General features: G+C 40.9%; 19 protein-coding genes. 9 read left to right on the top strand and 10 right to left on the bottom strand.

What is annotated here, in order from left to right; all coding sequences use genetic code 11:
• The first annotated feature begins 781 nt into the window (after window positions 1-781).
• The 4 genes from ushA (JFU56_RS17095) (at window position 782) to JFU56_RS17110 (ending at window position 8053) form a co-directional block, all read left to right on the top strand.
• Complete coding sequence (ushA, locus tag JFU56_RS17095) at window positions 782-2452, top strand: bifunctional UDP-sugar hydrolase/5'-nucleotidase UshA (RefSeq protein WP_198438482.1); 1671 nt, start codon at window positions 782-784, stop codon at window positions 2450-2452.
• A 77-nt stretch (window positions 2453-2529) separates the two neighbouring features.
• Window positions 2530-3639 (top strand): porin, encoded by a 1110-nt coding sequence (locus JFU56_RS17100; protein ID WP_198438483.1) that lies wholly within the window; start codon window positions 2530-2532, stop codon window positions 3637-3639.
• Between the two features lie 49 nt (window positions 3640-3688).
• Window positions 3689-6529: an ExeM/NucH family extracellular endonuclease gene (locus JFU56_RS17105; RefSeq protein WP_198438484.1), complete on the top strand. Its 2841-nt coding sequence runs from the start codon at window positions 3689-3691 to the stop codon at window positions 6527-6529.
• A 111-nt stretch (window positions 6530-6640) separates the two neighbouring features.
• A complete protein-coding gene (locus JFU56_RS17110; protein WP_198438485.1) occupies window positions 6641-8053 on the top strand; it encodes an endonuclease in 1413 nt (470 codons plus the stop codon).
• 112 nt (window positions 8054-8165) lie between these two features.
• On the opposite strand, the gene ushA (JFU56_RS17115) is transcribed toward JFU56_RS17110, so the two are convergent.
• From ushA (JFU56_RS17115) to JFU56_RS17140, 6 genes are all read right to left on the bottom strand, one after another.
• The gene (ushA, locus tag JFU56_RS17115) at window positions 8166-9815 is read right to left on the bottom strand and encodes a bifunctional UDP-sugar hydrolase/5'-nucleotidase UshA (RefSeq protein WP_198438486.1); all 1650 of its coding nucleotides are present in this window, start codon (window positions 9813-9815) and stop codon (window positions 8166-8168) included.
• A 117-nt stretch (window positions 9816-9932) separates the two neighbouring features.
• On the bottom strand, window positions 9933-10994 hold the full coding sequence (oppF, locus tag JFU56_RS17120) for a murein tripeptide/oligopeptide ABC transporter ATP binding protein OppF (protein WP_198438487.1): 1062 nt from the start codon (window positions 10992-10994) through the stop codon (window positions 9933-9935).
• Window positions 10994-11959 carry an ABC transporter ATP-binding protein gene (locus JFU56_RS17125; protein ID WP_019440443.1) on the bottom strand — a complete coding sequence of 322 codons (966 nt, stop codon included), beginning with the start codon at window positions 11957-11959 and terminating at the stop codon, window positions 10994-10996. The genes oppF and JFU56_RS17125 overlap by 1 nt, the downstream gene beginning before the upstream one ends.
• Before the next feature lie 114 nt (window positions 11960-12073).
• Complete coding sequence (gene oppC / locus JFU56_RS17130; protein WP_198438488.1) at window positions 12074-12976, bottom strand: oligopeptide ABC transporter permease OppC; 903 nt, start codon at window positions 12974-12976, stop codon at window positions 12074-12076.
• Between the two features lie 10 nt (window positions 12977-12986).
• The gene (gene oppB / locus JFU56_RS17135) at window positions 12987-13907 is read right to left on the bottom strand and encodes an oligopeptide ABC transporter permease OppB (RefSeq protein ID WP_198438489.1); all 921 of its coding nucleotides are present in this window, start codon (window positions 13905-13907) and stop codon (window positions 12987-12989) included.
• An 80-nt stretch (window positions 13908-13987) separates the two neighbouring features.
• Window positions 13988-15619 (bottom strand): ABC transporter substrate-binding protein, encoded by a 1632-nt coding sequence (locus JFU56_RS17140; RefSeq protein ID WP_198438490.1) that lies wholly within the window; start codon window positions 15617-15619, stop codon window positions 13988-13990.
• Between the two features lie 455 nt (window positions 15620-16074).
• On the opposite strand from JFU56_RS17140, the gene JFU56_RS17145 reads away from it, so the two are divergent.
• Complete coding sequence (locus JFU56_RS17145) at window positions 16075-17148, top strand: triacylglycerol lipase (protein WP_198438491.1); 1074 nt, start codon at window positions 16075-16077, stop codon at window positions 17146-17148.
• A gap of 101 nt (window positions 17149-17249) precedes the next feature.
• Window positions 17250-18230 carry a lipase secretion chaperone gene (locus JFU56_RS17150; protein WP_198438492.1) on the top strand — a complete coding sequence of 327 codons (981 nt, stop codon included), beginning with the start codon at window positions 17250-17252 and terminating at the stop codon, window positions 18228-18230.
• Between the two features lie 105 nt (window positions 18231-18335).
• On the opposite strand, the gene JFU56_RS17155 is transcribed toward JFU56_RS17150, so the two are convergent.
• Together JFU56_RS17155 and pomA are read right to left on the bottom strand one after the other, a co-directional pair.
• Window positions 18336-19247: a flagellar motor protein MotB gene (locus JFU56_RS17155; RefSeq protein WP_198438493.1), complete on the bottom strand. Its 912-nt coding sequence runs from the start codon at window positions 19245-19247 to the stop codon at window positions 18336-18338.
• 18 nt (window positions 19248-19265) lie between these two features.
• Complete coding sequence (pomA, locus tag JFU56_RS17160) at window positions 19266-20030, bottom strand: flagellar motor protein PomA (RefSeq protein WP_198438494.1); 765 nt, start codon at window positions 20028-20030, stop codon at window positions 19266-19268.
• Between the two features lie 185 nt (window positions 20031-20215).
• On the opposite strand from pomA, the gene JFU56_RS17165 reads away from it, so the two are divergent.
• The 3 genes from JFU56_RS17165 to dxs are packed head-to-tail and all read left to right on the top strand — an operon-like array spanning window position 20216 to window position 23254.
• A complete protein-coding gene (locus tag JFU56_RS17165) occupies window positions 20216-20461 on the top strand; it encodes an exodeoxyribonuclease VII small subunit (RefSeq protein ID WP_198438495.1) in 246 nt (81 codons plus the stop codon).
• 3 nt (window positions 20462-20464) lie between these two features.
• Window positions 20465-21355 carry a (2E,6E)-farnesyl diphosphate synthase gene (gene ispA, locus JFU56_RS17170; protein WP_198438496.1) on the top strand — a complete coding sequence of 297 codons (891 nt, stop codon included), beginning with the start codon at window positions 20465-20467 and terminating at the stop codon, window positions 21353-21355.
• A gap of 33 nt (window positions 21356-21388) precedes the next feature.
• Window positions 21389-23254 carry a 1-deoxy-D-xylulose-5-phosphate synthase gene (gene dxs, locus JFU56_RS17175; RefSeq protein WP_198438497.1) on the top strand — a complete coding sequence of 622 codons (1866 nt, stop codon included), beginning with the start codon at window positions 21389-21391 and terminating at the stop codon, window positions 23252-23254.
• Window positions 23255-23472: 218 nt separating this feature from the next.
• Here dxs and JFU56_RS17180 read toward each other — a convergent pair whose 3' ends face one another.
• Both JFU56_RS17180 and dppD read right to left on the bottom strand, forming a co-directional pair.
• Window positions 23473-24477 (bottom strand): peptide ABC transporter ATP-binding protein, encoded by a 1005-nt coding sequence (locus tag JFU56_RS17180; protein WP_305798252.1) that lies wholly within the window; start codon window positions 24475-24477, stop codon window positions 23473-23475.
• Window positions 24474-25442 carry a dipeptide ABC transporter ATP-binding protein gene (gene dppD, locus JFU56_RS17185; protein ID WP_198438498.1) on the bottom strand — a complete coding sequence of 323 codons (969 nt, stop codon included), beginning with the start codon at window positions 25440-25442 and terminating at the stop codon, window positions 24474-24476. Before dppD ends, JFU56_RS17180 begins: the two co-directional genes overlap by 4 nt.
• Window positions 25443-25447: the final 5 nt, after the last annotated feature.

Raw genomic sequence — 25447 nt, forward strand, 5'->3', positions numbered from 1 at the left:
TATGTAAATAAGCTTAAATTTAAATTTAAGCTTATTTACACTTAGTCTATAAAATAAAAAAAGCAAAGGTGAAAAACAACAATGAAACGTAAACAACTGTAAATAAAGGAAAAGAAATGCAAACGACCATGAGTAGTTTAAAAACTATCCATATTTTAAAACCGGATAATCAACCAATAAATAAAATATATTGTACATAATAAACATAGATAAAATAATCAATAGCTACCGTTAAAAATCATCATAGGTCACTTCAAAGTATCAAAATAAGATTAATTAACCAAAAACACAAACGGGATTTTATGCTAAACCAGCACACCAGCAGTAACACCTCCTAAATTTGTAAAAAAAACTAATCCACCAACATAATCAACACATCAAAAAGTAAATCAAACTCACAAATTAAGTTATAAAAAAACCAAAAAAACAACATCAACAAACTAACCCCTTGTAAAAGAAGACATTGAATCTCCAACCTACAAATAAAATGTATAAATAATGTATGACGAATGTTTTGTTTTTTTAACGAAAAATGATAAAGCAATAGCTCTAAATCACACTTACAGTATTTAAATTGCCACAAACTTGGCTATTTCAAACATTGATGTATAGTTGATTTCCCTATATTAAGCCATAACAACAGTGATATTGATCGTGAGAGAGATAGTGGTAACGATTGTTGACATTCTTAGAGTAAATAATTTAGCCGTATAACCTTATCTTCAATTCAATCTTGAAGGCTTGAATTTTTACAGTAATTAATATTTTTAGGCATAACATTATGACTTATAAAAACCTCGCTTTAACCGCCTTGGCACTGGCAGTGGCTACAGGCTGTTCCAGTTCAAATACCAACCAGACTAATAGTGCAGCGTTCAATCAGGATTGGATCCAAGATAAAGAATACAACCTGACAATTTTACATACCAACGATAATCACGGTAACTTCTGGCAAAATAAATACGGTGAACGCGGCATGGCTGCGCGTGCAACACTCGTAAACAACATCCGTAATGAAGTCCAAGCTGAAGGAGGCTCAGTCTTACTACTCTCTGGTGGTGATATAAATACCGGAGTTCCAGAATCAGACTTGCAAGACGCCGAACCAGATTTTATTGGTATGAACATGATTGGTTACGATGCAATGACATTAGGTAATCATGAATTCGATAACACACTTGATGTACTAGCAAAGCAAGAAGGCTGGGCAAACTTCCCATTCATCTCTGCAAATATCTATAAAAATGGTAAGCGTATGTTTGATGCTTACAAGATATTTAACAAAGACGGTATCAAGATTGCTGTTATTGGTTTAACGACAGAAGATACTGCCAAAATTGGTAACCCTGAATTTATTAGCGAATTAGAATTCCGCGATCCGAAAGTGGAAGCTAAAGCATTAATAGCTGAATTGAAAGCAACTGAAAATCCAGATGTAATAATTGCTGCAACGCATATAGGCCATTACCTAAACGGTGATAACGGTTCAAATGCACCGGGTGATGTACAGTTAGCGCGTTATCTTAACGAAGGCGATTTAGATATGATCGTCGGCGGTCATTCACAAGAACCTGTGTGTATGGAAGGCGCTGAATACGCAAACTTCAAACCAGGTCAAGACTGTGCACCCGATGTGCAAAACGGTACTGACATTGTACAAGCACACGAATGGGGAAAATATGTGGGCCGTGCAGATTACACCTTTATAAATGGTGAGTTCACACTGCAATCGTACAACCTCATTCCAGTTAACTTAAAGACAAAAATTAAAAATGCCGAAGGTAAAAAAGTACGCGTACTTATCCAAGATGAAATAGCACAGGACCAAGCCGTATTTAATGCGTTAAAACCTTTCCAAGATAAAGGCCAAGACGCGCTAAATATCCAGATCGGTCAAAGTAATGGTGTCCTTCAAGGTGAACGTAAAATCGTTCGTAATAACCAAACAAACCTAGGCCGTTTAATTGCAACATCGCATATGCAACGTGCTAAAGCTGACTTTGCAATAATGAATTCTGGTGGTGTACGAGCCTCAATCGAAGCAGGTAATATCTCTTATAAAGACGTATTAACTGTTCAACCGTTTGGCAATATCATTACATATGTTGATATGTCTGGCGCAGAAATCATGGATTACCTGAATATAGTGGGCACTAAGACCCGTGATTCAGGTGCTTATGCTCAGTTCGCAGGTATCCAAATGACTGTTGCAGGAGACCAAGTTACAAATGTTGTTATTTCAGGTAAAGCACTAGATACAACAGCAACCTACCGTTTCACTATTCCATCATTTAACGCCGCAGGCGGTGATGGCTATCCAAACATCACTGCACACCCCGCATTTGTAAACACAGGTTATGTTGATGCTGAAGTGCTAAAAGACTATATCCAAGCAAACTCACCGATCAACATCGATGAGTTCGCACCAAAAGATGAAATTTCCTCTCAGTAATTAAGAATCCTAAACCAATATAAAAATAAAAATAAAAGCCGCACATCTACGTGTGGCAATTTTAATGAGGCATAAAAATGTTAAAGAAAACAGCTCTTGCTCTAGCCGTCTCTACGTTATTTGTAGGTGCCGCAGCACAAGCCGCAACAATCTATAAAAATGACAACGGTGACACTCTTAAACTTTACGGAGAAGTCGGTGTCGGCGGCCATTTTGGTCCTGATTATGATTATGGTGAATTTTATCAATCACCTATCGCTGGTAATAACAAAGGTTATGGGGATGAAGAAAAAGATTACATCGACGATAGCTTTGCAACTCTGGGTGTAAAAGGTAATTACCAAGAAGTTTACTACCGTCTTGAGTTAGATTACGAACGTGAAAACTGGATTGGCGGATCGGGTGATATGGTACTAAGTATCGACAAAATGTTCATCGGTTACCACATCACTGAAGACCATGCTATTGAAGTCGGTATCACCGATACCGCCTTTGATGATTATGATAAATACGGTGACTTAACATTTGATACCACAGTAGAAACTGGAGAAGCAGGTGATCAGGCGAATACTATCAAGTATGAAGGGAAAATCTGGAAAATTAAATTAGGTACTTCTTATTCATATCAAGCTGAATCATCGTCTGGCGCTGTACTGGGCGACGTAGTTAATGGGTATGTAGGTTATTTTGGTGACATCGTATCAGCGGTTATAGGCGTTGAGCAACGTGCCGGCTCTGCTGGTGAGTCTAAATACGGTAAACAACAATTAGCGGGCTTTGGTATGCGTATAAACGTGACTGATTCGATCACATTGGGACTTAACGGTTATATCGAAGATGAAGATAAATCTGAAGAAGACACCACTGTTGATGTTACTGATCCACTAAACAAGATCAAATTGTACAACGACTACCAAACCTTTAGAAACAAAGGTGCATTAGCATCTGCAAGTTACAAACTTACGCCTAAATGGGAATTAACTGGTTCTTATAACTTCGAAGAATATGAGCAATGGGCTATCGATAATGCAGAGTACGACGCGACTCCATATTCTTGGGGCGACGAGCGTACTTGGAGCACTGTCGGCGTAAACTTCCGCCCATCAAGCTCAGTTATTTTCGCGATTGAAGGCAACTTCGGCGAAGCCGCACAAGATGCTTACGCTTACGCACGCGTTTACTTCTAGTATTTCCATCATTTCGATGTAGAACCAGTTAACGAATTTAAGGTAAATTATGAAAAAGAAATTATTAGCCCTCACAATCGGCGGCGTATTATCAGCAAGTGCTCAAGCTGATATGAATGATATTATCATTACTGAATATATAGAAAGTACTAGTTATAACAGTAACGTAATTGAATTAACCAATACAGGCACGAGTAACTATACGTTTAAAGATGAAGACACGCTTGAATACAGCTCATATTCTAATCAAATTTTAAATCCAGATGGTAAGAATATCTTCACTGGACAATCAATACCCGCAGGCGGAACATTAGTTATCTATGATCGACTAATGGCTGCTGACGAGATAGCTAAAATTACAGGTGCAAAAGTCGCAGCGACTAGCTATAAGTATCTTGACGAACACAAATACAACCACTTAGGATTTAGTGGTGATGACCAAGTATTATTAAAACGTGGGGTTAATGTCGTCGATGTTATTGGTGTCAATGGTACAAAATGGGGTGAAAATAAATCGTTTACACGTCGTTTAGCGAATGACGGTTCAACTCCAAGTGGCGATACAATCAGATACATTGAAGAAAACTGGCTCGATACGACAGCCAATGGATTTGCTGATTTAGGGACTCCAACATATGGCAGCCCAGCGGCTTTACCGGCTGATCCTGAAGTGTTCAAAATGACAGCTGATGACGAAGGCTCATTCATAACTGCGCTTGCACGCTATGTAGGCAAAGAAGTCATCATTAACATTGACGTTAATGATGACGAAGCTGAAGATCAGAGCTTAGTGATCACGCGTAGCTTTGGATTTAACGTCAACGGCTACACGAATAACATGAGTGCTTCTTACAAGCGTGCTAACGTTCAGCCAAACCAAGAGTTTGTTGCAGGAACCTCATTTGCTGGAAAACAACAATTAGATAACGTCAGTAATACACTAATCATTGACAGTGTCTTCCCTGCAGAAGATGGCACCATCGCTTATTACCCAACCTTCCATACTGATTCCGCCAATAACGCTATTCGTATTAATGATAAGATCAAAACGATACAAGGTATTATTGTAGAAAGTGAGTTCGGCTATAAACTACTTGTGACAAAGGAAGTTGATAGTTCCAACTTCGATCGAACTGAGCGACCAGCAAAACCAACGCTTAGCACAACGGTAGAAGATGGATATTTTGCTATCAAAATTGCGACTCAAAATGTATTGAATTTATTCAACTCTCCATTTGGCGGTGCAGATAACTTACATGGCGGAAGTCGTGGCGCAAATACTGAGTCAGAATATCAACATCAGAAAGCCAAGCTAGTAGAAGCTGTTTATGGCTTAAATGCTGATATTGTTGGCTTAATGGAAATAGAAAATAATGGTTTCTCAGATACAGGTACAATTGCTGAATTTGTAGAAGCAATTAATGCTAAATATTACAACCCAAGACCTGAAGATAAGAATGACCCTGAATCGTCAGTTAATAAGTATGCATTTATTGGCTTCGATTCAAATGGTGACACCGTATTAGATGAACTAGATTCTATTGGTTCTGATGTTATTACTTCAGGCATTATCTATCGCCCGTCAAAAGTCAGTATCAAAAGCACTAAGATCATCCAGATGCCACAGCAACATGCTCCGGCAACAGTGGATTACAACAATGTTGTGGTGAAAGATCAAAAAGGTCAAACATTAGAAAGTGGAGATAATTACCAACGCGATACCGTCGCAGCAACATTTGTGATAAACCAAACAAGTAAACATCTGACTGTTGCAGTGAATCACTTTAAATCAAAAGGTTCAACCTGCCATGAAGATTGGGAAGGTGTCGATTTTAGTGAAGATCAATTTAATGACGCAGGCCAATATACAAATTCTCAAGGGAATGATGACGCCCCTGATTTAGATTTCCAGGGCCAATGTGAGAATTTCCGTGTCGCAGCGGCGGTTCAACTCGGTGACGAATTAGAAAAAATAGGTGGTGATCGTGTCGTCATTGGCGATATGAATTCATACGCCAAAGAAGATCCTATTTTAGTGTTAACAGAGAATGTTACCCAAAAAATAATCAAAACTGCGCGTGATACTTTTATTGGTAAAACCCCACAGTTTAATAATACTGGCGAGCCGATTGTCGTGAATAAAACATATGGTTACATTAGTGCCGTAGATAAGAAAGACAAGGAGCGTGGGCACGTTAGCTGGAGTTATGCATACGATGATTCAATTGGCTCTCTCGATCATATCTTAATTACCCCGTCATTAGAGTCTCGTCTTATTGATGCGACTGATTGGCACATCAATGCTGCTGAATCAGTCTATTACGATTACAGTACATATCGTCTCGATGAGACAAAAGGCCTTGTATATTCAAAAGGTGAAAACGGCTCGACTAACTTTGTTGTAGACGATTCATATCGTTCATCAGATCATGATCCTGCGATTATGTCTATATCGTATAAATATGGCGAAGTAAGTAATGGCGAAGCTGTCCACCTCGTGATTGAAAGTGGAGCGATTAGTATTCCTTATAGTATTCCGGCCTCAGCATCAGTAAAAGCAGGAGACACAGCAGAAATATCATTATCATCAAGTGTTGATATGAGTGACGTATTACTTCCTACAGTCGCAGTCACTAAAGATGGTCAATCATTAGTGCATATTGAAGTCGACGGTATTAAAGCAGGTACTTACAGCGCAACAATGAAATTAGTACGAGATGGTAAAGAGATGCCTGCACATGGCCAATCAATGACAATTGAAGTAGTCAAATCAGACTCATTAACTCCCCAAATTGTCATACCTGAAAGCGATAATAGCGGTGGTTCATTTAGTCTTTTTGGCATTTTATCACTATTGGGTGTAGGTTTTTCACGTCGGATTAAAGCGTAACAAATAACTACCTAATTTAACGACAAACGAGCAATCACTTATTACTTTAGTGATTGCTATTACGCTGTCGTGAACAGTCTCTTTTAAGTTAAAATTTATAGGCAATTAAATATGAATAACAAAACTAAAATAGCCATACTGCTATTATCACTTACCTCACTAGCTGCATGCGGTGATAGTAGTGACGATAAATCAACAATGAGTAGTGTTACAACTGTCGGACAGGAAACACCTGTCGGTGTCGATGTTGCAGTTAATGGTAGTTTCGAAATTTTTACTGATCCTACAACCCCCACTGGCTGGACGACGATTGATACTTGGGGAGTCGCGGTTGCACAAGATAGTACAATTTTTACAACCGGTTTAAATTCTGGCGCTTTTACAGTGACTAAAACTAAAGCTGATTTCCGTCAAAGTATCGATGTGGTCAATGGTAAAACATATACTCTCTCTATGTCGATTTATCATACCGAAGGCGGAGTGAAAACTCGACTTTACCTAGCTGATTATGTAAATGTGTATTCAGATCCTAGCTTAGTCAATCAATGGCAAGAAATTAGCTTTGAATACAAACCGACTGAAGATAAAAATATTGAAATTGGGACGCGCTTTTATTCTGTAAGCGGTACCTTTGATAATGAAGAAATCGTTTATATTGATAATCTAGTATTATTAGCAACAGGCGAAGCTAAAGAACCAGCTCCTCTTTTACCACCACCAGCTATTGGTAAAAACCCTGAAGCTTTAAAAGCATATTATCAAAGTGCTGAAGGAAAAACTGGTTTTGAATTAAAAACAGCACTTTATGATATAATTAAAGGTCATACGAACAAAACATATAATGATTTATGGACTTTCATGTCTACATATTCATTAGATACTTATTATGAAAACGATAATACTATCTTAGATATGTACTCTGAAATCCCATCAGCTTCAGACAGCTATAACTTTGATCCAATAGTTAAGCAATGTGGTAATTACAAAGCAGAAGGTGATTGTTATAATCGTGAACATTCTTTCCCGAAAAGTTGGTTTGATGATAAGTACCCAATGTATAGCGATGTTCATCACCTCTTCGCAACAGACGGTTACGTGAATGGTAAACGTAGTAATTTCCCATACGGCGAAGTTGATACAGCGACTTTCACATCATCTAATGGCAGTAAATTAGGCTCACCGACAGCTAACTTAGTTACATTAGGCTTTACAGGCGATACAGTGTTTGAACCAATCGATGAGTTTAAAGGTGATTTAGCAAGAGCCTATTTTTACATGGCGACTCGCTATGAAAATACGATTGGTTCTTGGGAAACTAACTCTACGAACTCAGATGCTGTATTAAATGGTAGCACAGACGCTGTATTTGAACCTTGGGTTATCGCTATGTTGAAAGAGTGGCATACTAACGATCCTGTTAGTACAAAAGAAGAATATCGTAATGATGCGGCATTCCAGTATCAAGGTAACCGTAATCCATTCGTTGATCACCCTGAATATGTAAGCGAGATCTGGGGTAATTAATAGTTACTAATTCTAAAATATGTTATATGAAAGGCTAATAAACACTGTTTATTAGCCTTTTTTAATAATCCTACTTTATAACATCACATTGTAGTAAAACTACACCGTAATCTTATTTATAAACCATGCCATTTTTCGGAGCGAAATCAGCAACGTTAATCGGTGAGTTAGCTTCAATGTATTCTTTCAGTACTTCAGCATCAACATAACCTGTGTTAACAAATGCGGAATGCGTAGATATTTTTGGATAACCATCACCACCAGCAGCGTTAAACGATGGAATAGTGAAACGGTATGACTTCGCTAAATCAATCGCTTTACCTTTAATCACCACGTTAGATACTTTGTCGTTTGCAACAGTCATCGAGATACCAGCAAATTGCGCGAATGCACCAGAATCTTTCTGCTTAGTACCAACGACGTTTAAGTAATCCATTACCTCGCTACCCGTCATATCAACATACGTGATGATATTGCCAAACGGTTGTACCGTTAATACATCTTTATATGTAATGTCTCCAGCATCGATTGACGCACGTACACCACCTGAATTCATAATACCGAAATCAGCTTTAGCGCGTTCCATATGTGCCGTTGCAATTAAACGGCCTAGATTAGTTTGGTTGTTACGTACCTCGTCACGGTCACCTTGTAACAAACCATTGGAATTACCAATCTTGATATTTAGCGCGTCTTGGCCTTTTTCTTGGAACGGTTTTAATGTTGCAAGTACACTTGGATCTTGCACAATCTCGTCTTGGATAAACACACGCGTTTTCTTACCGTCAACGTTGACTTTTTGCTTTAAGTTAACAGGAATAAGGTTGTACGATGCCAGTGTAAATTCACCATTTTTGAAGGTGTAATCTGCACGGCCCACATATTTTCCCCATTCGTGTGCTTGTACAATGTCAGTACCGTTTTGCACATCGGGTGTACAGTCTTGACCTGGTTTGAAGTTTGCGTATTCAGCGCCTTCCATACACACAGGTTCTTGTGAGTGACCACCGACAATCATATCTAGATCGCCTTCGTTAAGGTAACGCGCTAACTGCACATCGCCCGGTGCATTTGAACCGTTATCACCATTTAAGTAATGGCCCATATGCGTTGCAGCAATTATCACATCTGGATTTTCAGTTGCTTTCAATTCAGCAATTAATGCTTTCGCTTCCACTTTCGGATCGCGGAATTCTAATTCACTGATAAATTCAGGGTTACCAATCTTGGCAGTGTCTTCTGTCGTTAAACCGATAACAGCGATCTTGACACCGTCTTTATTAAAGATCTTGTAAGCGTCGAACATGCGCTCGCCATCTTTATAGATATTCGCAGAAATGAATGGGAAGTTTGCCCAGCCTTCTTGCTTAGCTAACACATCAAGTGAATTATCAAACTCATGATTACCTAATGTCATCGCATCATAACCAATCATATTCATACCGATAAAATCAGGTTCTGCATCTTGCAAGTCTGATTCCGGTACACCGGTATTAATATCGCCACCAGATAACAATAATACAGAGCCGCCTTCAGATTTTACTTCAGCGCGGATGCTATTGATAAGGGTTGCACGTGCAGCCATGCCCCGTTCACCGTATTTGTTCTGCCAGAAATTACCGTGGTTATCATTGGTGTGCAGGATCGTCAGGTTATATTCTTTATCTTGTATCCATTCGTGCTGAGGTTGTTGGTCTGTTGTAGCGCAACCCGTTGCAATAGCAATGGTTAAAGCAGAAAGCGCTATATTTTTAAGTTTCATATAATTATCCGTAATCTGGGGGAAAGACAAAAAAATACCCATCAACACGTTGCTGACAGGTATAGAAGATTATGACTATTTTATGTTATTTTCAATCGCCTTATCTCGATAAAGGCATTAAGCCACCAGCAAACAAGACACAGAATGTACTTCATCACCGACTAACGTCGGTTTCGTCTCTGCACAACTTGCTTTAGCTACAGGGCAACGCGTACGGAACACACAGCCTGATGGCGGATTGAGTGGCGACGGTAAATCACCTTCTAGCATTTCAATTTTCTTCTGACGTTCCAGTATCGGATCTGGGATCGGCACTGCAGACATCAAGGCTTTGGTATATGGGTGTTTAGGCTCTGCAAACAAGGCTTTTGACTCACCCAATTCAACAGCATTACCCAGATACATCACTAATACACGATCGGAAATGTGTTTCACAATCGATAAATCATGGGCAATAAAGATCAGGCTTAAACCCAGTTCTTTTTGCAATGATTGCAATAAATTCACTACCTGTGCTTGTATCGATACATCCAAAGCAGATACCGGTTCATCACAAATGATCATCTTAGGCTTTAAGATAAGCGCACGGGCAATACCAATACGCTGACACTGACCACCAGAGAACTCATGTGGGTAACGATTGATCACGTTCGGTAATAAACCTACCTTCGTCATCATCTCTTTAACCTCCTCTCTCACTTCATCTTTAGTCAGACGAGGAAAGAAAGTACGTAGCGGCTCAGCAATAATATCACCCACCGTCATACGCGGGTTAAGCGACGCTAACGGATCTTGGAAAATCATTTGAATTTCTTTACGTTTTTCACGCATTTCGTTGTGCGGTAAACGTGTTAGATCTTGGCCTAACCAAACCACATTACCGGCTGCAGCTGGCACTAAACCAATGAGAGCACGGGCAAAGGTTGATTTACCACAACCAGATTCCCCAACGACGCCTAATGTTTCACCTTCGTATAACTTGATACTCACACCATCAACCGCTTTCAGTGGTGTCGGTGGCGCCCAAGGCCAAAATGACTTAGACGGAATATCAAATTGAACCTTCAGATTGTCCACTTCGAGTAGCAGTTCTTTCTTTACTGTTTGTACAGCAACTTTCTGTTGTTTTGTTGCTACAGCCTGCTCTGTTGATACTTGTTGTTTTTCAATAACAGTCATTACCATGTCCCCTGGTCTGAGAAGCAGGCACGTAAACGGTCGCCAGCGAATGGGATTAATTGTGGTTGTTCTTGTTGGCAGTTTTCTTGTGCTCGATGACAACGATCTTGATACGCACAGCCTTTTGGCAATGATAACAAGTTAGGTGGATTACCCGGAATAGTCGGTAAAATATCACCTTCGGTATCTAAACGTGGAATAGACTTAAGTAGCCCCTCTGTATAAGGGTGGCTTGGTGTATAGAAGATGTCATTCACCTTGCCATACTCCATCGTACGACCAGCATACATCACCAATACTTTGTCACAACTACCGGCAACCACACCTAAATCATGGGTGATCATAATAATCGCGGTATTAAATTTATCTTTCAATTCATTCAACAACTGCATGATTTGCGCCTGGATCGTTACGTCCAATGCCGTTGTTGGTTCATCAGCAATCAATAACTTCGGACGACATAACAACGCCATCGCAATCATGACACGTTGGCGCATGCCACCCGAAAATTCATGTGGGTACATATTAATACGCATACGCGCTTCCGGGATCTTTACCGATTCCAGCATGAATACTGATTCTTCAAACGCTTCTTTACGTGACATACCTTTATGATGAATAAGTACTTCCATCATCTGTTCACTGACCTTCATGTAAGGGTTCAATGATGTCATTGGGTCTTGGAAAATCATTGCGATTTGTTCTGCACGAACATGGTTAAGTTCTTTTTCCGGTAAATTTAAAATTTCTTTACCTTCGAACTTAGCACTACCAGTAATAATACCGTTTTTTGCCAGTAATCCCATAATCGCAAATACGGTCTGAGATTTGCCCGAACCAGACTCGCCAACAATGCCCAGCGTTTCACCAGGGCTTAGAGAAAAATTTAAATCATTAACTGCAGTTACATTACCGTCTTGGGTAGTAAACTCAACGCGTAGGTCTTTAACATCTAGTAAACTCATCTGACATCCTTAATCTTGTTCTAGCGCTACATCTAACTGTGTAGTCAGCAATATATTTTACGCTAGAATGACTTAAATTAGGTTCTGCTCACTTTAAGCCATTCTATTGAGCGATTATCTGTCTTTTGGATCAAGCGCGTCACGTAGACCATCGCCGACATAGTTAAAGCAGAACAGAGTGACAATCATGAACAGCGCTGGGAAACCTAGTTGCCAGATAGCCAGTTCCATCGTTTGTGCACCTTCTTGCAATAACGCCCCCCAACTGGTCATAGGCTCTTGCACGCCTAAGCCTAGAAAGCTAAGAAAAGATTCAGTTAAAATCATGCTTGGAATAAGTAGTGTTGAATAAACAGCTACAATACCTAATACATTAGGTACGATATGACGGGTAATAATACCCCACTTACTCACACCACACACATGTGCCGCTTCGATGAACTCTTTACCGCGTAAACTTAACGTTTGACCACGGACAATACGCGCCATGTCTAACCACGCAATCGCACCAATCGCCACAAAAATTAAGATAATGTCACGGCCAAAGAAAGTCACTAATACGATCACAAGGAACATAAACGGAATAGCGTAAAGGATCTCTAGGATACGCATCATCACACGGTCAGTTTTGCCACCGATGAAACCTGATGCAGCGCCGTATAAAGTACCGATAAGCACAGCAACGAATGCGCCCATCACACCAACCATCATCGAAATACGACCACCAATAAAGGTACGAACCAGTAAGTCACGTCCTAAACTGTCAGTACCGAACCAATGCTCAGCAGATGGCGGCGCATGCATCGCATACCAATCCGTATCATCGAATGCATATTGGCTAAACATAGGCACGAAGATCACTGAAAGCGTGATCAGAAATAAGATGAACAAGCTCACCATCGCCGCTTTATTACGCATAAATCGAATACGCGCATCCTGCCATAAACTACGGCCTTCAATCTCTAAATTTGTCGAGAAGTTGTTTAACGCTTCTACTTTTGCTGTTTTAGATAACATACCTAATCCCTTAGTAACGAATTTTCGGATCAACATAAGCAAGTAGAATATCCACTACTGCATTGAATAAAATAAACAAGAATCCGATAAGGATCGTAACACCCATAACCAACGAGTAATCACGGTTAAACGCCGCGTTTACAAACAGCTTACCAATACCTGGTAGACCAAAAATTGTTTCAATGACCACAGAACCTGTGATGATACCAACGAAAGCAGGCCCCATGTATGACACCACTGGTAACATCGCTGGTTTCAATGCATGTTTCATCACAATATATGGAAAGCTCAACCCTTTCGAACGCGCAGTACGAATAAAGTTACTGTTCATGGTTTCAATCATGCTACCGCGGGTAATACGTGCGAAAGTAGCAACATATAACATCGACATACCTAACACAGGTAAAACCATGTATTTAAATGAACCATCTAACCAACCACCAGCAGGGAACCAACCAAGATCAATAGAAAATAAATAAATAAGCGCAGGGGCGAGAACAAAAGAAGGCAGCACCACCCCGATCATCGCGGTTGACATAATGCTGTAGTCTAACCACGTATTTTGTTTTAAGGCCGCCATCGTGCCGACAAAAACACCGAATACCAGTGCAAATACAAACGCGAAAGCACCGATTTTTGCAGACACCGGTAATGCCGAAGCAACCAGCTCATTCACAGTAAAATCTTTGTATTTAAAAGAAGGACCTAAGTCACCTTGGATGACATTAGTAAGATATGTGGTGTATTGCTCAAGTACTGGCTTGTCTAAACCATACTTAGCATTAATGTTTGCCATCACTTGTGGCGGCAGTGTTCTCTCACTTGAGAATGGGCTACCAGGGGCGAAGCGCATAAGGAAAAAAGACACGGTGATCAATACCAGCATCGTCGGTATTGCTTCTAGAATTCGTTTTAAGATGAATTTAAGCATAATCTAACTCAATCTATGACAATTTAAATATCAGAAAAGGCTGCATGCGGATGACACATGCAGCTTGGTATGGAAAACTATTACTCAGCGATGATGTACATATCTTTAGAGTAAAGTTGATCTTGTGCGTTATTTTCCGCATAGCCGCCCACATGCGGGTTAACTAAACGTGCAGTAACATACTGATAGATAGGAGCAATTGGCATATCTTTCGTTAATAGTGCTTCTTGAGCATAATAAAGCTCTTGACGTTTCGCTTCAGATGTCGCTTTCACTGCATCTTTTGTTAGCTTGTCGTATGTTGAGCTCTTGTAGTGGATACCACCTGTTGTATTACTACCTTCCATTAATGAAGTGAAAGTAGATGCTTCATTATAATCACCACACCAACCAGCACGAGCGGCTTCAAAGTCACCCTGCTTTTTAGTTTCTAGGTAGGTTTTCCACTCTTGGTTTTCCAGTGTTACTGATACGCCTAAGTTTTTCTTCCACATAGATGCAATGGCAACTGCAATTTTCTTGTGATTTTCTGACGTATTATACAATAGGCTAAATTCGAGAGGGTTTGACTTGTTGTAACCCGCTTCCGCTAACAGCTCTTTCGCTTTTTCATTACGTTCTTTTTGAGTCAGCTTGCCATAAGCAGGTGTCTCAGGACTAAAATCAGCAACAATTTCAGGTGTTAAGAAGTAAGCAGGTTTTTGGCCTTGACCAAGAATTGCGTTAGCAACGATATTACGATCAATAGAATAAGAAATCGCTTTACGTACACGCACATCATCAAATGGTGGTTTATGCGTATTGAAGTTGTAGTAATAAGTACACAAGTTACCTTTAATCGCTACCGAATCAGCATGTTCTTTCTGTAAACGACGGAAATGCTCGTTTGGCAGTTCATAAGTAAAGTCAATTTCGCCAGATAGGAAACGATTCATTTCCGCAACTTGGTTTTCAATTGGTAAGTAAGTCACTTTGTTTAGTACTGTTTTTGCATTATCCCAGTACTGCTCATTACGAGTTAGTTCTAGGCGTTCGTTCACAACCCATTTGTTCACCACAAACGCACCGTTACCAACGAAGTTTTCTGGTTTAGTCCATTTATCACCGAATTTTTCAACAGTCGCTTTATGTACAGGCTTCATCGTTGTGTGAGCCATCATTTTAACGAAATAAGGTACTGCTGTTTCGAGTGTTACTTCAAATGTGTTGGCATCAATCGCTTTAACACCCAAAGTAGACTTATCTTTGTTACCTTCAATAATATCAGACGCATTCACCATGGTAGTCATATCTAAATACCATGAATAAGGTGAAGCAGTGGCAGGATCAACTGCACGTTGGAAGCTATATACAAAATCATCAGCAGTTACAGCATCACCATTTGACCATTTCGCATCTTTACGTAGGTAAAAAGTGAATACTTTATTATCTGTAGTTTCCCAGCGTTCAGCCACACCCGGAATAGTTACACCGTTCGCATCTTGGTTTACAAGACCTTCAAGTAGGTCACGCAATACATGCGATTCAGGCACACCTTCCACTTTTTGTGGGTCTAACGACGCAACTTCAGTACCGTTACCACGAACAAGTTCTTGGGTTTTAGCAAGCTTAACGCCGGTAGGAACTTCTGCTGCAGTAGCAGTGAGGGAAGTGGCAGCAAACGCAAGACCTGCGCCTAATAGTAGTGATTGGGTGATTTTATTTTTTAACATGTACAACTCCAGTACGACAATTACATCCATGACCTTTAAATTTGTTTTATATTTCAATTTTTGTTGAACTGAAATACCAAGCATCTCTAAAGGAGTAGTATTCACATTAACAATTAATTCATTTAATTGCTATATATTCTAAACTATCATCAATCAACAACCGTTAATACCTGCAATACGACAATTGATAAGATTAAGTATCTAAATGTGACGCTAATATACTTAATTAGCCCTTATTGGAATATATACTCAACGATTTTCTCGTATTAATACTTATGACTGACGACTAATACCCTGAATTTATGGTTAAAATCGGTATTAATGTGAGAGGTCTCACGCTTTCGATTTGTTTCGAAAACGAACACGGACAAATATTGACACCTTCTAAAATGAACTTATATGCTCAACACCGCAATCAAGACAACCTGTCTTATTGACTACTTTGAGGATAAAAAATGAAACGGAACTTCAAAAAATTAACACTTGCAACCGTCCTTTCCACATTAATGACTAGCGCATCATTAATGGCGACACAAGCACATGCAGGTTGGTTTGATAAACCAGCACCAACGTTTGCCAAAACTCAATATCCTATTGTGATGGTCGGTGGCGCATTTGCATTTGATAGTGCCATCGGCATTGATTATTGGTATGGCATTACCGATGCATTGCGTGAACAAGGTGCAGAGGTGTATGTCACAAACCTGTCAAGCTCAGAGCTGAATGAAGTACGTGGCGAAGAACTGGTTTACGATATCGAACAGATCTTAGCGTTAACCGGCGCAGACAAAGTAAATCTTATCGCACATAGCCAAGGTGCTTTAGCATCACGATTCGCAGCCAATGATGAACGAGTCAGCGATAGCATTGCATCTGTATCTACCTCACATGGCATGAACAAAGGCACTCACTTCTCTGAAGGTTTCAGAAACGCCATTGAAGAAGGCAGCAGCATTGAAACAATTGGTGTCACCGTGATTAACTTTGTCTTTAACACCCTAGAGTTACTGTCTGCTAAAGAAGACGCGAGTGACGGTGATTATGATAGCCCAGCACGTGGTGAACAGGACCTATTACGTCTTGCCCAAGCCACTGACCGTGAGCAAGTTGCACTTTATGCTGCTGAGTTTACCGATATGGCCGTTATGCCAACGCAAGACTGTATGTCCATTAACAACGGCGAGCAAGGTGAAGTAGACTCCGCTTTCTATGGTCAAACAGAATCCAATGGCATTAAATATTTCTCGTGGGGTGGCAATCAATACAGCACCAATGTGCTTGACCCGCTCGATTCCATTCTAGTACCGATCTTCGGGCTATTTGTACCAGAATACAAAGGTGCAGATGGTTTTCAATGGGATGGTTTAGTGCCAGTGTGTGGCCAAGCCATTGGTGAAGTAATCAAACTCGATTATAACGCCAACCACTTCGATGCAATTAACCAGTTAATGGGACTTGGCAGCTGGAAGTTAAACATTCCAGCAATTTACACTAAACATGCCAATATGCTCGCGCAACAGGGTTTATAACGATTAGCACTAAACCGCTACAATTTAGAAAAATGATACGTTAATATTCACAGACCATTGCTTAAAAGAGCGTTGTTTTGGTCTTTTATCAGGATGATAGAATGTATAGCATCAAAAAATCCGCGACTATTATCAGCCTCTTGCTCATAAGTGGCACCGCGTTTTACCTATTTGATAACGCATTATCGGATAAGCAAAAAAACAGAAATATAGCTGGCCTAGGCGGTATTTCAGATAGACTGAGTTCTAACGAAAAGAGTTCAGATAAAAGTAACAACGCTGAACAACAAATAAGATTGACGCCATCAATTATATTACGCAAAAAATCCGCCAACATAACCACAGAAACAATCCAATTGGCAGATATAAACATGCCAAAATCACTTAAGAATACTAACCCAAGTAGCTTGATCCACATTGATGCAGATAACCAATTAATTTTAAATCACGACATCAAAGTACTATTTGATTATTTCTTTAGCGCCGATGGCGATTTAACGACTGCAGAATTAATTGCCAGTATGCAGCAATATATCCAGTACGCTTACCCACAACCCGCCGCACAGCAGGCATTAGCATTATTAGATAAATACCTCGGCTACAAACAACAGATGCAGGACTTTCATGCTCAGAGTACCGCATTACAAGATTTACCCGAGTTGAATACACTTACCGATAGCGGCCGTCATACTGAAAAAAGCAATACCTTGCTAACCATTGAAACATTAATGCAAGAACGCCAAGATATGCGCGAACAAGTATTCACATTAGCTGAAACCGATGCCATGTTTGGTAAAGGGATGAATTATGATCAATACATGCTGACTGTCGCCAAGCTCGATAATAATTTATCCGCCCAAGAACGTAAATTACAAATAGAATACATTGCCCAGCAGCACTTAACGACTCAGCAGCAGGAAGCACGTAAGCAAACATTCATCTTACAGGATTCCCCCCCCAACTTTAGTATTGATGATAATGGCGAGTGCCAAGGAGATAGCCAAGCATTTACCCCGCAACAAATAACTGCATTATGTCAGCTAGCTGAAAAAAGACGCGCACGCAGTAGCTTTAGTAGTTAGTAACTTCAATACGCAGGGAATTGAAAATAAAAAAGGCTCATAGTTTGGAATAATCCAGAACCATGAGCTTTTTATTTTTTATCTTTATCGGTCGGGGTTTATCCGCTACTTAACAACACTCAACGGCTCAGATAATTTTGCTTTACCTTGCATAATGCTAATTTCAACACGACGGTTACGACGTAACTCACTTTCAACATCAGTGAGTGGCTGCGTATCTGCCATTCCCTGTACGATCAAGCGGTTCTCAGTAAAGTCATCCACTTTCAACATTTCATGGGCAACAGATACTGCACGCTGGCTCGATAAGTCCCATTTCGAACGGTATAGCTCAGAATGTAACTGCTCTTTGCCAGTATGTCCGGCAATCGTGATCATGCCCGGAATTGTCGCCAAGAGTTGTGCTACTTTTTGGATCACAGGACGAAATCGTGGTTGTAAAAATGCAGATCCTGCTGGGAATGAGCCTTTTTCATTAATACGAATGATGATTTGTTGGCCTAGATTCTCAACCTCAACGCCACCGCTATCCACTTCTTCTTTTAATGCTTCAGCCAGCGCTTTAACCAATTCACTTGTATCTTCTGTCACTTCAACATTTTCTGTTGGTGTATTATCACGAGTTGAGGTTTCGGGCGATTTTCCGCCGTTACTGTCTTCCTCTAATTTATTTTTACCACCCGCATTTTGATCTTCCCCATCTTTGAAATCCAATTCAGCTTCACTGTTATCAATAGTGTGCTGCATGATAGTTTCGATTGGTGTGGGATCCGGACGACCCGGACGAAACTCCTGCGCGATCACAGTGGTGCCTTTCGGGATGTTTTTTACATCAATTTGATTTTGGACACCAAATGCGAACTGCATTGAGCCTGCAATTTGCTTAAATTTCACTACATCCATTTCTGAAAATGACAGCAGTAATACAAAGAAGCACATTAATAGGCTCATTAAATCGGCAAATGTTCCCATCCAGGCGGGGAGGCCTGGAGGTGGGCAATCACATTCATCTGACATAGGATATCTCTCTACTCACTAGACGCCGCCATCGGCCACTTCACGTTTTGATGAATTGAGGTAATTTTTTAACAAACTTTCGATTACCCTTGGGTTTCGCCCTTCTTGAATACCTAAAATAGCATCCATGATCAGGGTGTTATTGAGCATCTCTTCTTCAGAACGTAATTTCAACTTACCGGCGATCGGGATCGCTATCATATTGGCAAAAACAGCACCATATAATGTGGTTAATAAGGCTACCGCCATTGCTGGGCCAATTGATTTAGGGTCATCCATGTTCGACAACATGGCAACGAGACCGATCAGCGTACCAATCATGCCCATCGCAGGGGCAACTTCACCAATCATCGTAAACACATGGATACCGGCCTTATGACGCGCGGTCGTCAGCTTAATATCTTTCTGTAACGTTTGGCTAACAACCGTTGCATCATGACCATCGACTAACAAATCGATGCCTTTTTGCATAAATTCATTTTTTACTTCTGCTTCTTCAAGGGCTAAGAAACCACCTTTACGGGCAGCATCCGCCATTTCAACCGCTTGCTCGATTAACTCTTCAGGTTTATCGATTTTGAACATAAATGCTTTAATCGCAATTTTTGCAGCAGCTAAAAATTGGCCAAAATTAAAATGCATCAATACCACAAAGAGTGAGCCGATAAATACAATCAACACTGACTGCGTATCAACAAACGTGCTTATATCGCCACCCAATACCATTGCCATGACAACAAAGGCAAACGAGCCGACCAATCCTATTAAAGTTGCTAAATCCACAACATTCCCCATCCCAAGCAAATTATCATCATATTTCTAGCGAGTGCGTTCATTGAACTATATCGGCAAGCAAGCAAATATCTTAAGTGATCTTGTCTTGCTTATCACTGCCATCTCACAGTTAAGCTGTATATACCTTATTAACTTGGGTATAATACCTGAGTATATTATCAGAGGGACACCCGATGGCGGTAAAAAAACCAGAAAATATGACGTTTGAGGCGTCTATTGCAGAGTTAGAGACAATTGTGAACAGCTTAGAGCAAGGTGATAGTGAACTTGATAATGCGTTGAAGCAATTTGAACGTGGTATTAGTTTAACACGTGCTAGCTCGCAAAAACTGCAGCATGCTGAACAACAAGTAGCAATATTACTCGCCAACGGTGACCAGCAAACGCTCGCTCCTTTCAATTCTGACAGTAGTAATTAAACCGTGCAGATTTCAAACTCAATTGCCCAATACCAGGGTCGTATCAACGACTATTTGCAACAGCAAATAAACTTGCTACCAAGACATGACACGCAGCTTGCTGCTGCAATGGAATATGGTCTATTACAGGGTGGCAAACGTGTTCGTCCAGTGATCGTCTACGCCGTCGGTGAAATGCTCGGGGCTAACTTACGCGATCTTGATGGTCCAGCAGGCGCAATCGAATCAATTCATGCGTATTCATTAATTCATGATGATTTACCGGCAATGGATGATGATGATTTACGCCGTGGCCAACCGACCTGTCATATTAAATTCGATCATGCGACTGCGATCTTAGCGGGTGATGCGCTGCAGCCCTTTGCTTTTGAAATGCTACTTGATTGCCCATTAGCCCCAGAAGCTGAGAAGAATCGTTTAGCGATGCTGAAATCACTTACCCAAGCCAGCGGTTATCGTGGTATGTGTGGTGGTCAAGCAATGGATTTAGCCGCGACCGATAAACAGGTTTCGTTGGCACAACTTGAAGCTATCCACAATAATAAAACCGGTGCGATAATTAATTGCGCAGCCAAACTGGGTTGCCTCGCATCACCACTTTGCTCGGTTGAGTTATTGGCTGCATTAGATAAATGGTCAAACGCCATCGGTTTAGCTTTCCAAGTTCAAGATGACATTCTCGATATAATAAGTGATACTGCAACGCTCGGTAAACCGCAAGGTTCAGATGTTGAATTAAACAAATCAACTTACCCAGCATTACTCGGTTTAGCAGGGGCACAAGAAAAAGCCCAAGCTCTGTATCAACAAGCGATGTTTGCCTTAGAAACCATTCCGCATGATACCAGCACTCTCGCTTTATTTACGCAGTACATCATCGAGCGAAATAAGTAACAGATTCTAACAAAGTATAAAATTATAAAAATTATGAGCTTAGATATTTCGAACTACCCTACATTGGCATTAGCAGACATTCCAGAAGAGTTGCGTCAATTACCTGCTGATCGCCTAGATGATTTATGCGATGAACTGCGTAGCTATTTATTACATTCGGTTGGTAAAAGTGGCGGTCACTTTGCATCTGGTTTAGGCGTTGTTGAACTAACCGTTGCCTTGCATTATGTTTACAATACACCATACGACAAATTGTTATGGGATGTAGGTCATCAAGCCTACCCACACAAGATCTTAACTGGCCGTCGTGACCGCATGTCTACTATTCGTCAGAAAGGTGGATTACACCCTTTCCCTTGGCGTGATGAAAGTGAATATGATCATTTAAACGTAGGTCATTCATCTACTTCTATCAGTGCAGCGCTTGGCCTTGCTGTTGCAGCCGATCAAGAAGATAAAAATCGCAAGACGGTTGCCATTATTGGCGACGGTGCTATCACTGGCGGTATGGCATTTGAAGCGTTAAACCACGCAGGTCATATCGACAAAGACGTACTCGTCATTTTAAATGATAACGACATGTCGATTTCTGAAAACGTCGGCGCAGTAAATAAGCACTTAGCTAAACTATTGTCTGGTGATATTTACTCTAGTTTTCGTGAAAACGGTAAAAAAGTACTTTCAGGTATCCCACCAATTAAAGAACTTGCGCGTCGTGCGGAAGAACATTTAAAAGGCATGGTAGTACCAAGCACATTATTTGAAGAATTTGGCTTTAACTATATAGGCCCAATTGACGGCCATGATGTAAATGGTTTAGTTGAAACACTGCGTAATATGCGTAGCCTGAAAGGCCCACAATTTTTACACGTGGTAACGAAGAAAGGTAAAGGCTATGCGCCAGCTGAACAAGATCAGCTCGGCTATCATGCCGTACCTAAATTTGATCCAGCAGAAGATACGTTACCGGTATCTGCAGCGTCAAAACCAACTTTCTCTAAGATTTTTGGTAATTGGCTATGTGATGTGGCGGCAACAGATAATAAGCTAGCTGCAGTAACACCTGCGATGGGTGCAGGCTCGGGCATGATCAAATTCTCTGAGACTTACCCAAAACAATATTTTGATGTGGCCATTGCTGAACAGCACTGTGTGACTTTCGCTGCTGGTATGGCTATTGGCGGTCACAAGCCTGTTGTTGCTATCTATTCAACGTTTTTACAACGTGGTTATGATCAACTTATCCACGATGTCGCGATCCAAGACCTCCCGGTATTGTTTGCTATTGACCGCGCTGGTCTTGTTGGCGCAGATGGTCAGACTCACCAAGGTGCGTTTGATATTAGCTTTATGCGTTGTGTCCCGAAAATGGTGATCATGACACCAAGTGACGAAAACGAATGTCGCCAGATGCTACACACAGGTTACCAGTATAATGGTCCAGCGGCAGTACGTTACCCACGTGGCAACGGTACTGGCATTGATGTCGAACAAGCATTTACTGAGTTTGAAATCGGTAAAGGTATTGTCCGTCGTCAAGGTGAAAAAGTGGCGATATTATGTTTCGGTACTTTGATGCATAACGCTATTCCAGCGGCTGAACGCTTAAATGCGACAGTTGTTGATATGCGCTTTGCTAAGCCATTAGATGAAGCTTTGCTCGCTAATATGGCAAAGACTCATGATATCCTCGTTACGATTGAAGACGGTGCGATTATGGGTGGTGCTGGTTCGGGTGTGAATGAATACTTGATGGCGAATAAGTTAATGACACCTACATTAAACTTAGGTCTGCCAGATCAGTTTATTCATCAAGGTACACAAGATGAAATCTATACAGAGCTCGGCCTAGATGATATCGGTATTGAAGCCAGTATTAAGGCGTTTATTGCGCTGTAATATTTATCATTACAAACGTAATTAATAAAAAGGCTCTACTCGATTAATATCCAGTAGAGCCTTTTTCGTTTCGCCTTTCGCCGAATTAGTTAAAAACGCCCTACACGCTGTAAATCCATCCCAGGAAGCTTGTTGCTGGCATCCATGCCAGCAACAGTAGGCTTATTTTAACTAATCCAACTGTACGTTTACTGATTATTCGCTTATCTAAGCTAAAATTAAATACGGTTTTCTTCAACTGCATGACAAGCAATTAGCGATTTACCGAATTCAGCCAGTTTAGGCTGTTCAACATTACAACGCTCATTGGCAAACTGACAACGGGCGTGGAAAGCACAGCCTTTAGGTGGATCAAGTGGTGATGGTAGTTCACCCACCAGCTTAATACGCTCACGACGGTGCGCAGGGTTTAGCTGCGGCGTGCTTGATAGCAATGCTTGAGTATAAGGGTGACGTGGATTAGCAAACAACTCTTCTTTCGTCGTATGCTCAACAACGCGTCCCAGATACATCACAATCACGTCATTAGCGATATGTTCAACCACAGATAAATCATGTGAGATAAATACATAACTTAAATTTAGCTCGTCTTGTAAATCCATCATCAAGTTTAATACTTGCGCTTGTACCGATACATCCAGTGCTGAAACAGGCTCATCTGCAACAACAACGTTTGGATCTAACATCAAGCCACGGGCAATCGCAATACGTTGACGTTGACCACCCGAAAACATATGCGGGTAACGATCGTAATGCTCTGTCTTCAAGCCTACTTTCGCCATGATCGCCATCGATTTTTCTTTACGCTGCGCTTTGCTTAACTTGGTATTAATTTCTAATGGTTCTTCTAATATCTGCCCCACTTTTTTACGTGGGTTCAATGAACCATACGGATTTTGAAATACGATCTGGATTTTTTGACGTAATACTTTAAACGTGTCTTTATCCATTTTCAGTAAATCTTGTCCCTGGAAATCAATCTCACCATGGGTCGGGGTTTCAATCATCGTCAGCAAACGCCCTAGCGTTGACTTACCACAACCTGACTCGCCTACAATCGCCAACGTCTTACCTGCATCTAGCGTAAATGATACGCCATCTAACGCTTTCACGGTTGCGTCTGGCTTACGGAAACCTTGCTCTACTTGGTAATGCTTTTTCAGATCAACCGCTTTTAATAATGGTTGTTGCTCTGCAGTATTTATACTTACAACTTCACTCATGCTGCAGGTCTCCCTTCAATCGTTAACGGCGTATGGCATTTAACCTGACCCAATGGGCTAGCATGTGCATCAGGCACTTCAGTGCGGCACTTATCCGTTGAATAAGGACAACGTGGATTAAGTAAACAACCAACAGGACGATCATACGCACCTGGTACCACGCCCGGTAATGCAGCAAGGCGCGATTGGCCAATGGCAGATTCTGGTGATGACGCGAGCAGGGCTTGCGTATACGGATGCTTAGGATGTTTAAACACTTCCTCAGCAATACCTGTCTCTACGATTTGACCTGCGTACATCACAACAACGCGATCAGCCACTTCCGCGACTAAGGCTAAATCATGGGTAATAAGTACTAGCCCCATGTTATTTTTCTTTTGCAGATCAACAAGCAAGTCAATAATCTGCGCTTGAATCGTTACGTCCAATGCAGTTGTTGGTTCATCAGCAATCAACAGTTTTGGATCGCAGGCTAATGCCATCGCAATCATGACACGCTGGCTCATACCACCAGACAGTTGATGTGGATATACATTTAAACGGCTTTCAGGTGCAGGAATACCAACTAGGTCAAGTAATTCAATCGCACGCGCTTTACGCACGGCTTTACTGCCACCTTGATGCACTTTTAATGCTTCCATGATTTGGTAACCAACCGTGAAGCACGGATTCAAACTGGTCATCGCATCTTGGAAAATCATTGAAATATCAGCCCCCGTCAGCTGACGACGTTGTTTTTCAGGCATAGTCAGCAGATCTTGACCTTCATACAGCAAGCTATCTGCAGTGACTATGCCGGGATGTTCAATGAGACCCATGATTGACATAGAGCTTACTGATTTACCTGAACCAGATTCGCCAACAATACCAAGGATTTCACCTTTATCAACACTATAACTAATATTATCAACCGCTCTGAAGCCGCTGAATGTGACTGATAAGTTTTTAATTTCTAACAGTGACATAAACC

The sequence above is a fragment of the Moritella sp. F3 genome, assembly GCF_015082335.1.
Taxonomy (GTDB): domain Bacteria; phylum Pseudomonadota; class Gammaproteobacteria; order Enterobacterales; family Moritellaceae; genus Moritella.

What these genes read in the sequence shown, in the direction of transcription:
- JFU56_RS17125 (WP_019440443.1), bottom strand. Translation starts at nt 11,959, where the DNA reads ATGAGTTTACTAGATGTTAAAGACCTACGCGTTGAGTTTACTACCCAA.
- JFU56_RS17150 (WP_198438492.1), top strand. Translation starts at nt 17,250, where the DNA reads ATGTATAGCATCAAAAAATCCGCGACTATTATCAGCCTCTTGCTCATA.
- dxs (WP_198438497.1), top strand. Translation starts at nt 21,389, where the DNA reads ATGAGCTTAGATATTTCGAACTACCCTACATTGGCATTAGCAGACATT.
- dppD (WP_198438498.1), bottom strand. Translation starts at nt 25,442, where the DNA reads ATGTCACTGTTAGAAATTAAAAACTTATCAGTCACATTCAGCGGCTTC.
- JFU56_RS17165 (WP_198438495.1), top strand. Translation starts at nt 20,216, where the DNA reads ATGGCGGTAAAAAAACCAGAAAATATGACGTTTGAGGCGTCTATTGCA.
- JFU56_RS17100 (WP_198438483.1), top strand. Translation starts at nt 2,530, where the DNA reads ATGTTAAAGAAAACAGCTCTTGCTCTAGCCGTCTCTACGTTATTTGTA.
- JFU56_RS17145 (WP_198438491.1), top strand. Translation starts at nt 16,075, where the DNA reads ATGAAACGGAACTTCAAAAAATTAACACTTGCAACCGTCCTTTCCACA.
- ushA (WP_198438486.1), bottom strand. Translation starts at nt 9,815, where the DNA reads ATGAAACTTAAAAATATAGCGCTTTCTGCTTTAACCATTGCTATTGCA.
- oppC (WP_198438488.1), bottom strand. Translation starts at nt 12,976, where the DNA reads ATGTTATCTAAAACAGCAAAAGTAGAAGCGTTAAACAACTTCTCGACA.
- JFU56_RS17140 (WP_198438490.1), bottom strand. Translation starts at nt 15,619, where the DNA reads ATGTTAAAAAATAAAATCACCCAATCACTACTATTAGGCGCAGGTCTT.
- JFU56_RS17105 (WP_198438484.1), top strand. Translation starts at nt 3,689, where the DNA reads ATGAAAAAGAAATTATTAGCCCTCACAATCGGCGGCGTATTATCAGCA.
- oppF (WP_198438487.1), bottom strand. Translation starts at nt 10,994, where the DNA reads ATGACTGTTATTGAAAAACAACAAGTATCAACAGAGCAGGCTGTAGCA.
- ushA (WP_198438482.1), top strand. Translation starts at nt 782, where the DNA reads ATGACTTATAAAAACCTCGCTTTAACCGCCTTGGCACTGGCAGTGGCT.
- JFU56_RS17180 (WP_305798252.1), bottom strand. Translation starts at nt 24,477, where the DNA reads ATGAGTGAAGTTGTAAGTATAAATACTGCAGAGCAACAACCATTATTA.
- oppB (WP_198438489.1), bottom strand. Translation starts at nt 13,907, where the DNA reads ATGCTTAAATTCATCTTAAAACGAATTCTAGAAGCAATACCGACGATG.
- JFU56_RS17155 (WP_198438493.1), bottom strand. Translation starts at nt 19,247, where the DNA reads ATGTCAGATGAATGTGATTGCCCACCTCCAGGCCTCCCCGCCTGGATG.
- JFU56_RS17110 (WP_198438485.1), top strand. Translation starts at nt 6,641, where the DNA reads ATGAATAACAAAACTAAAATAGCCATACTGCTATTATCACTTACCTCA.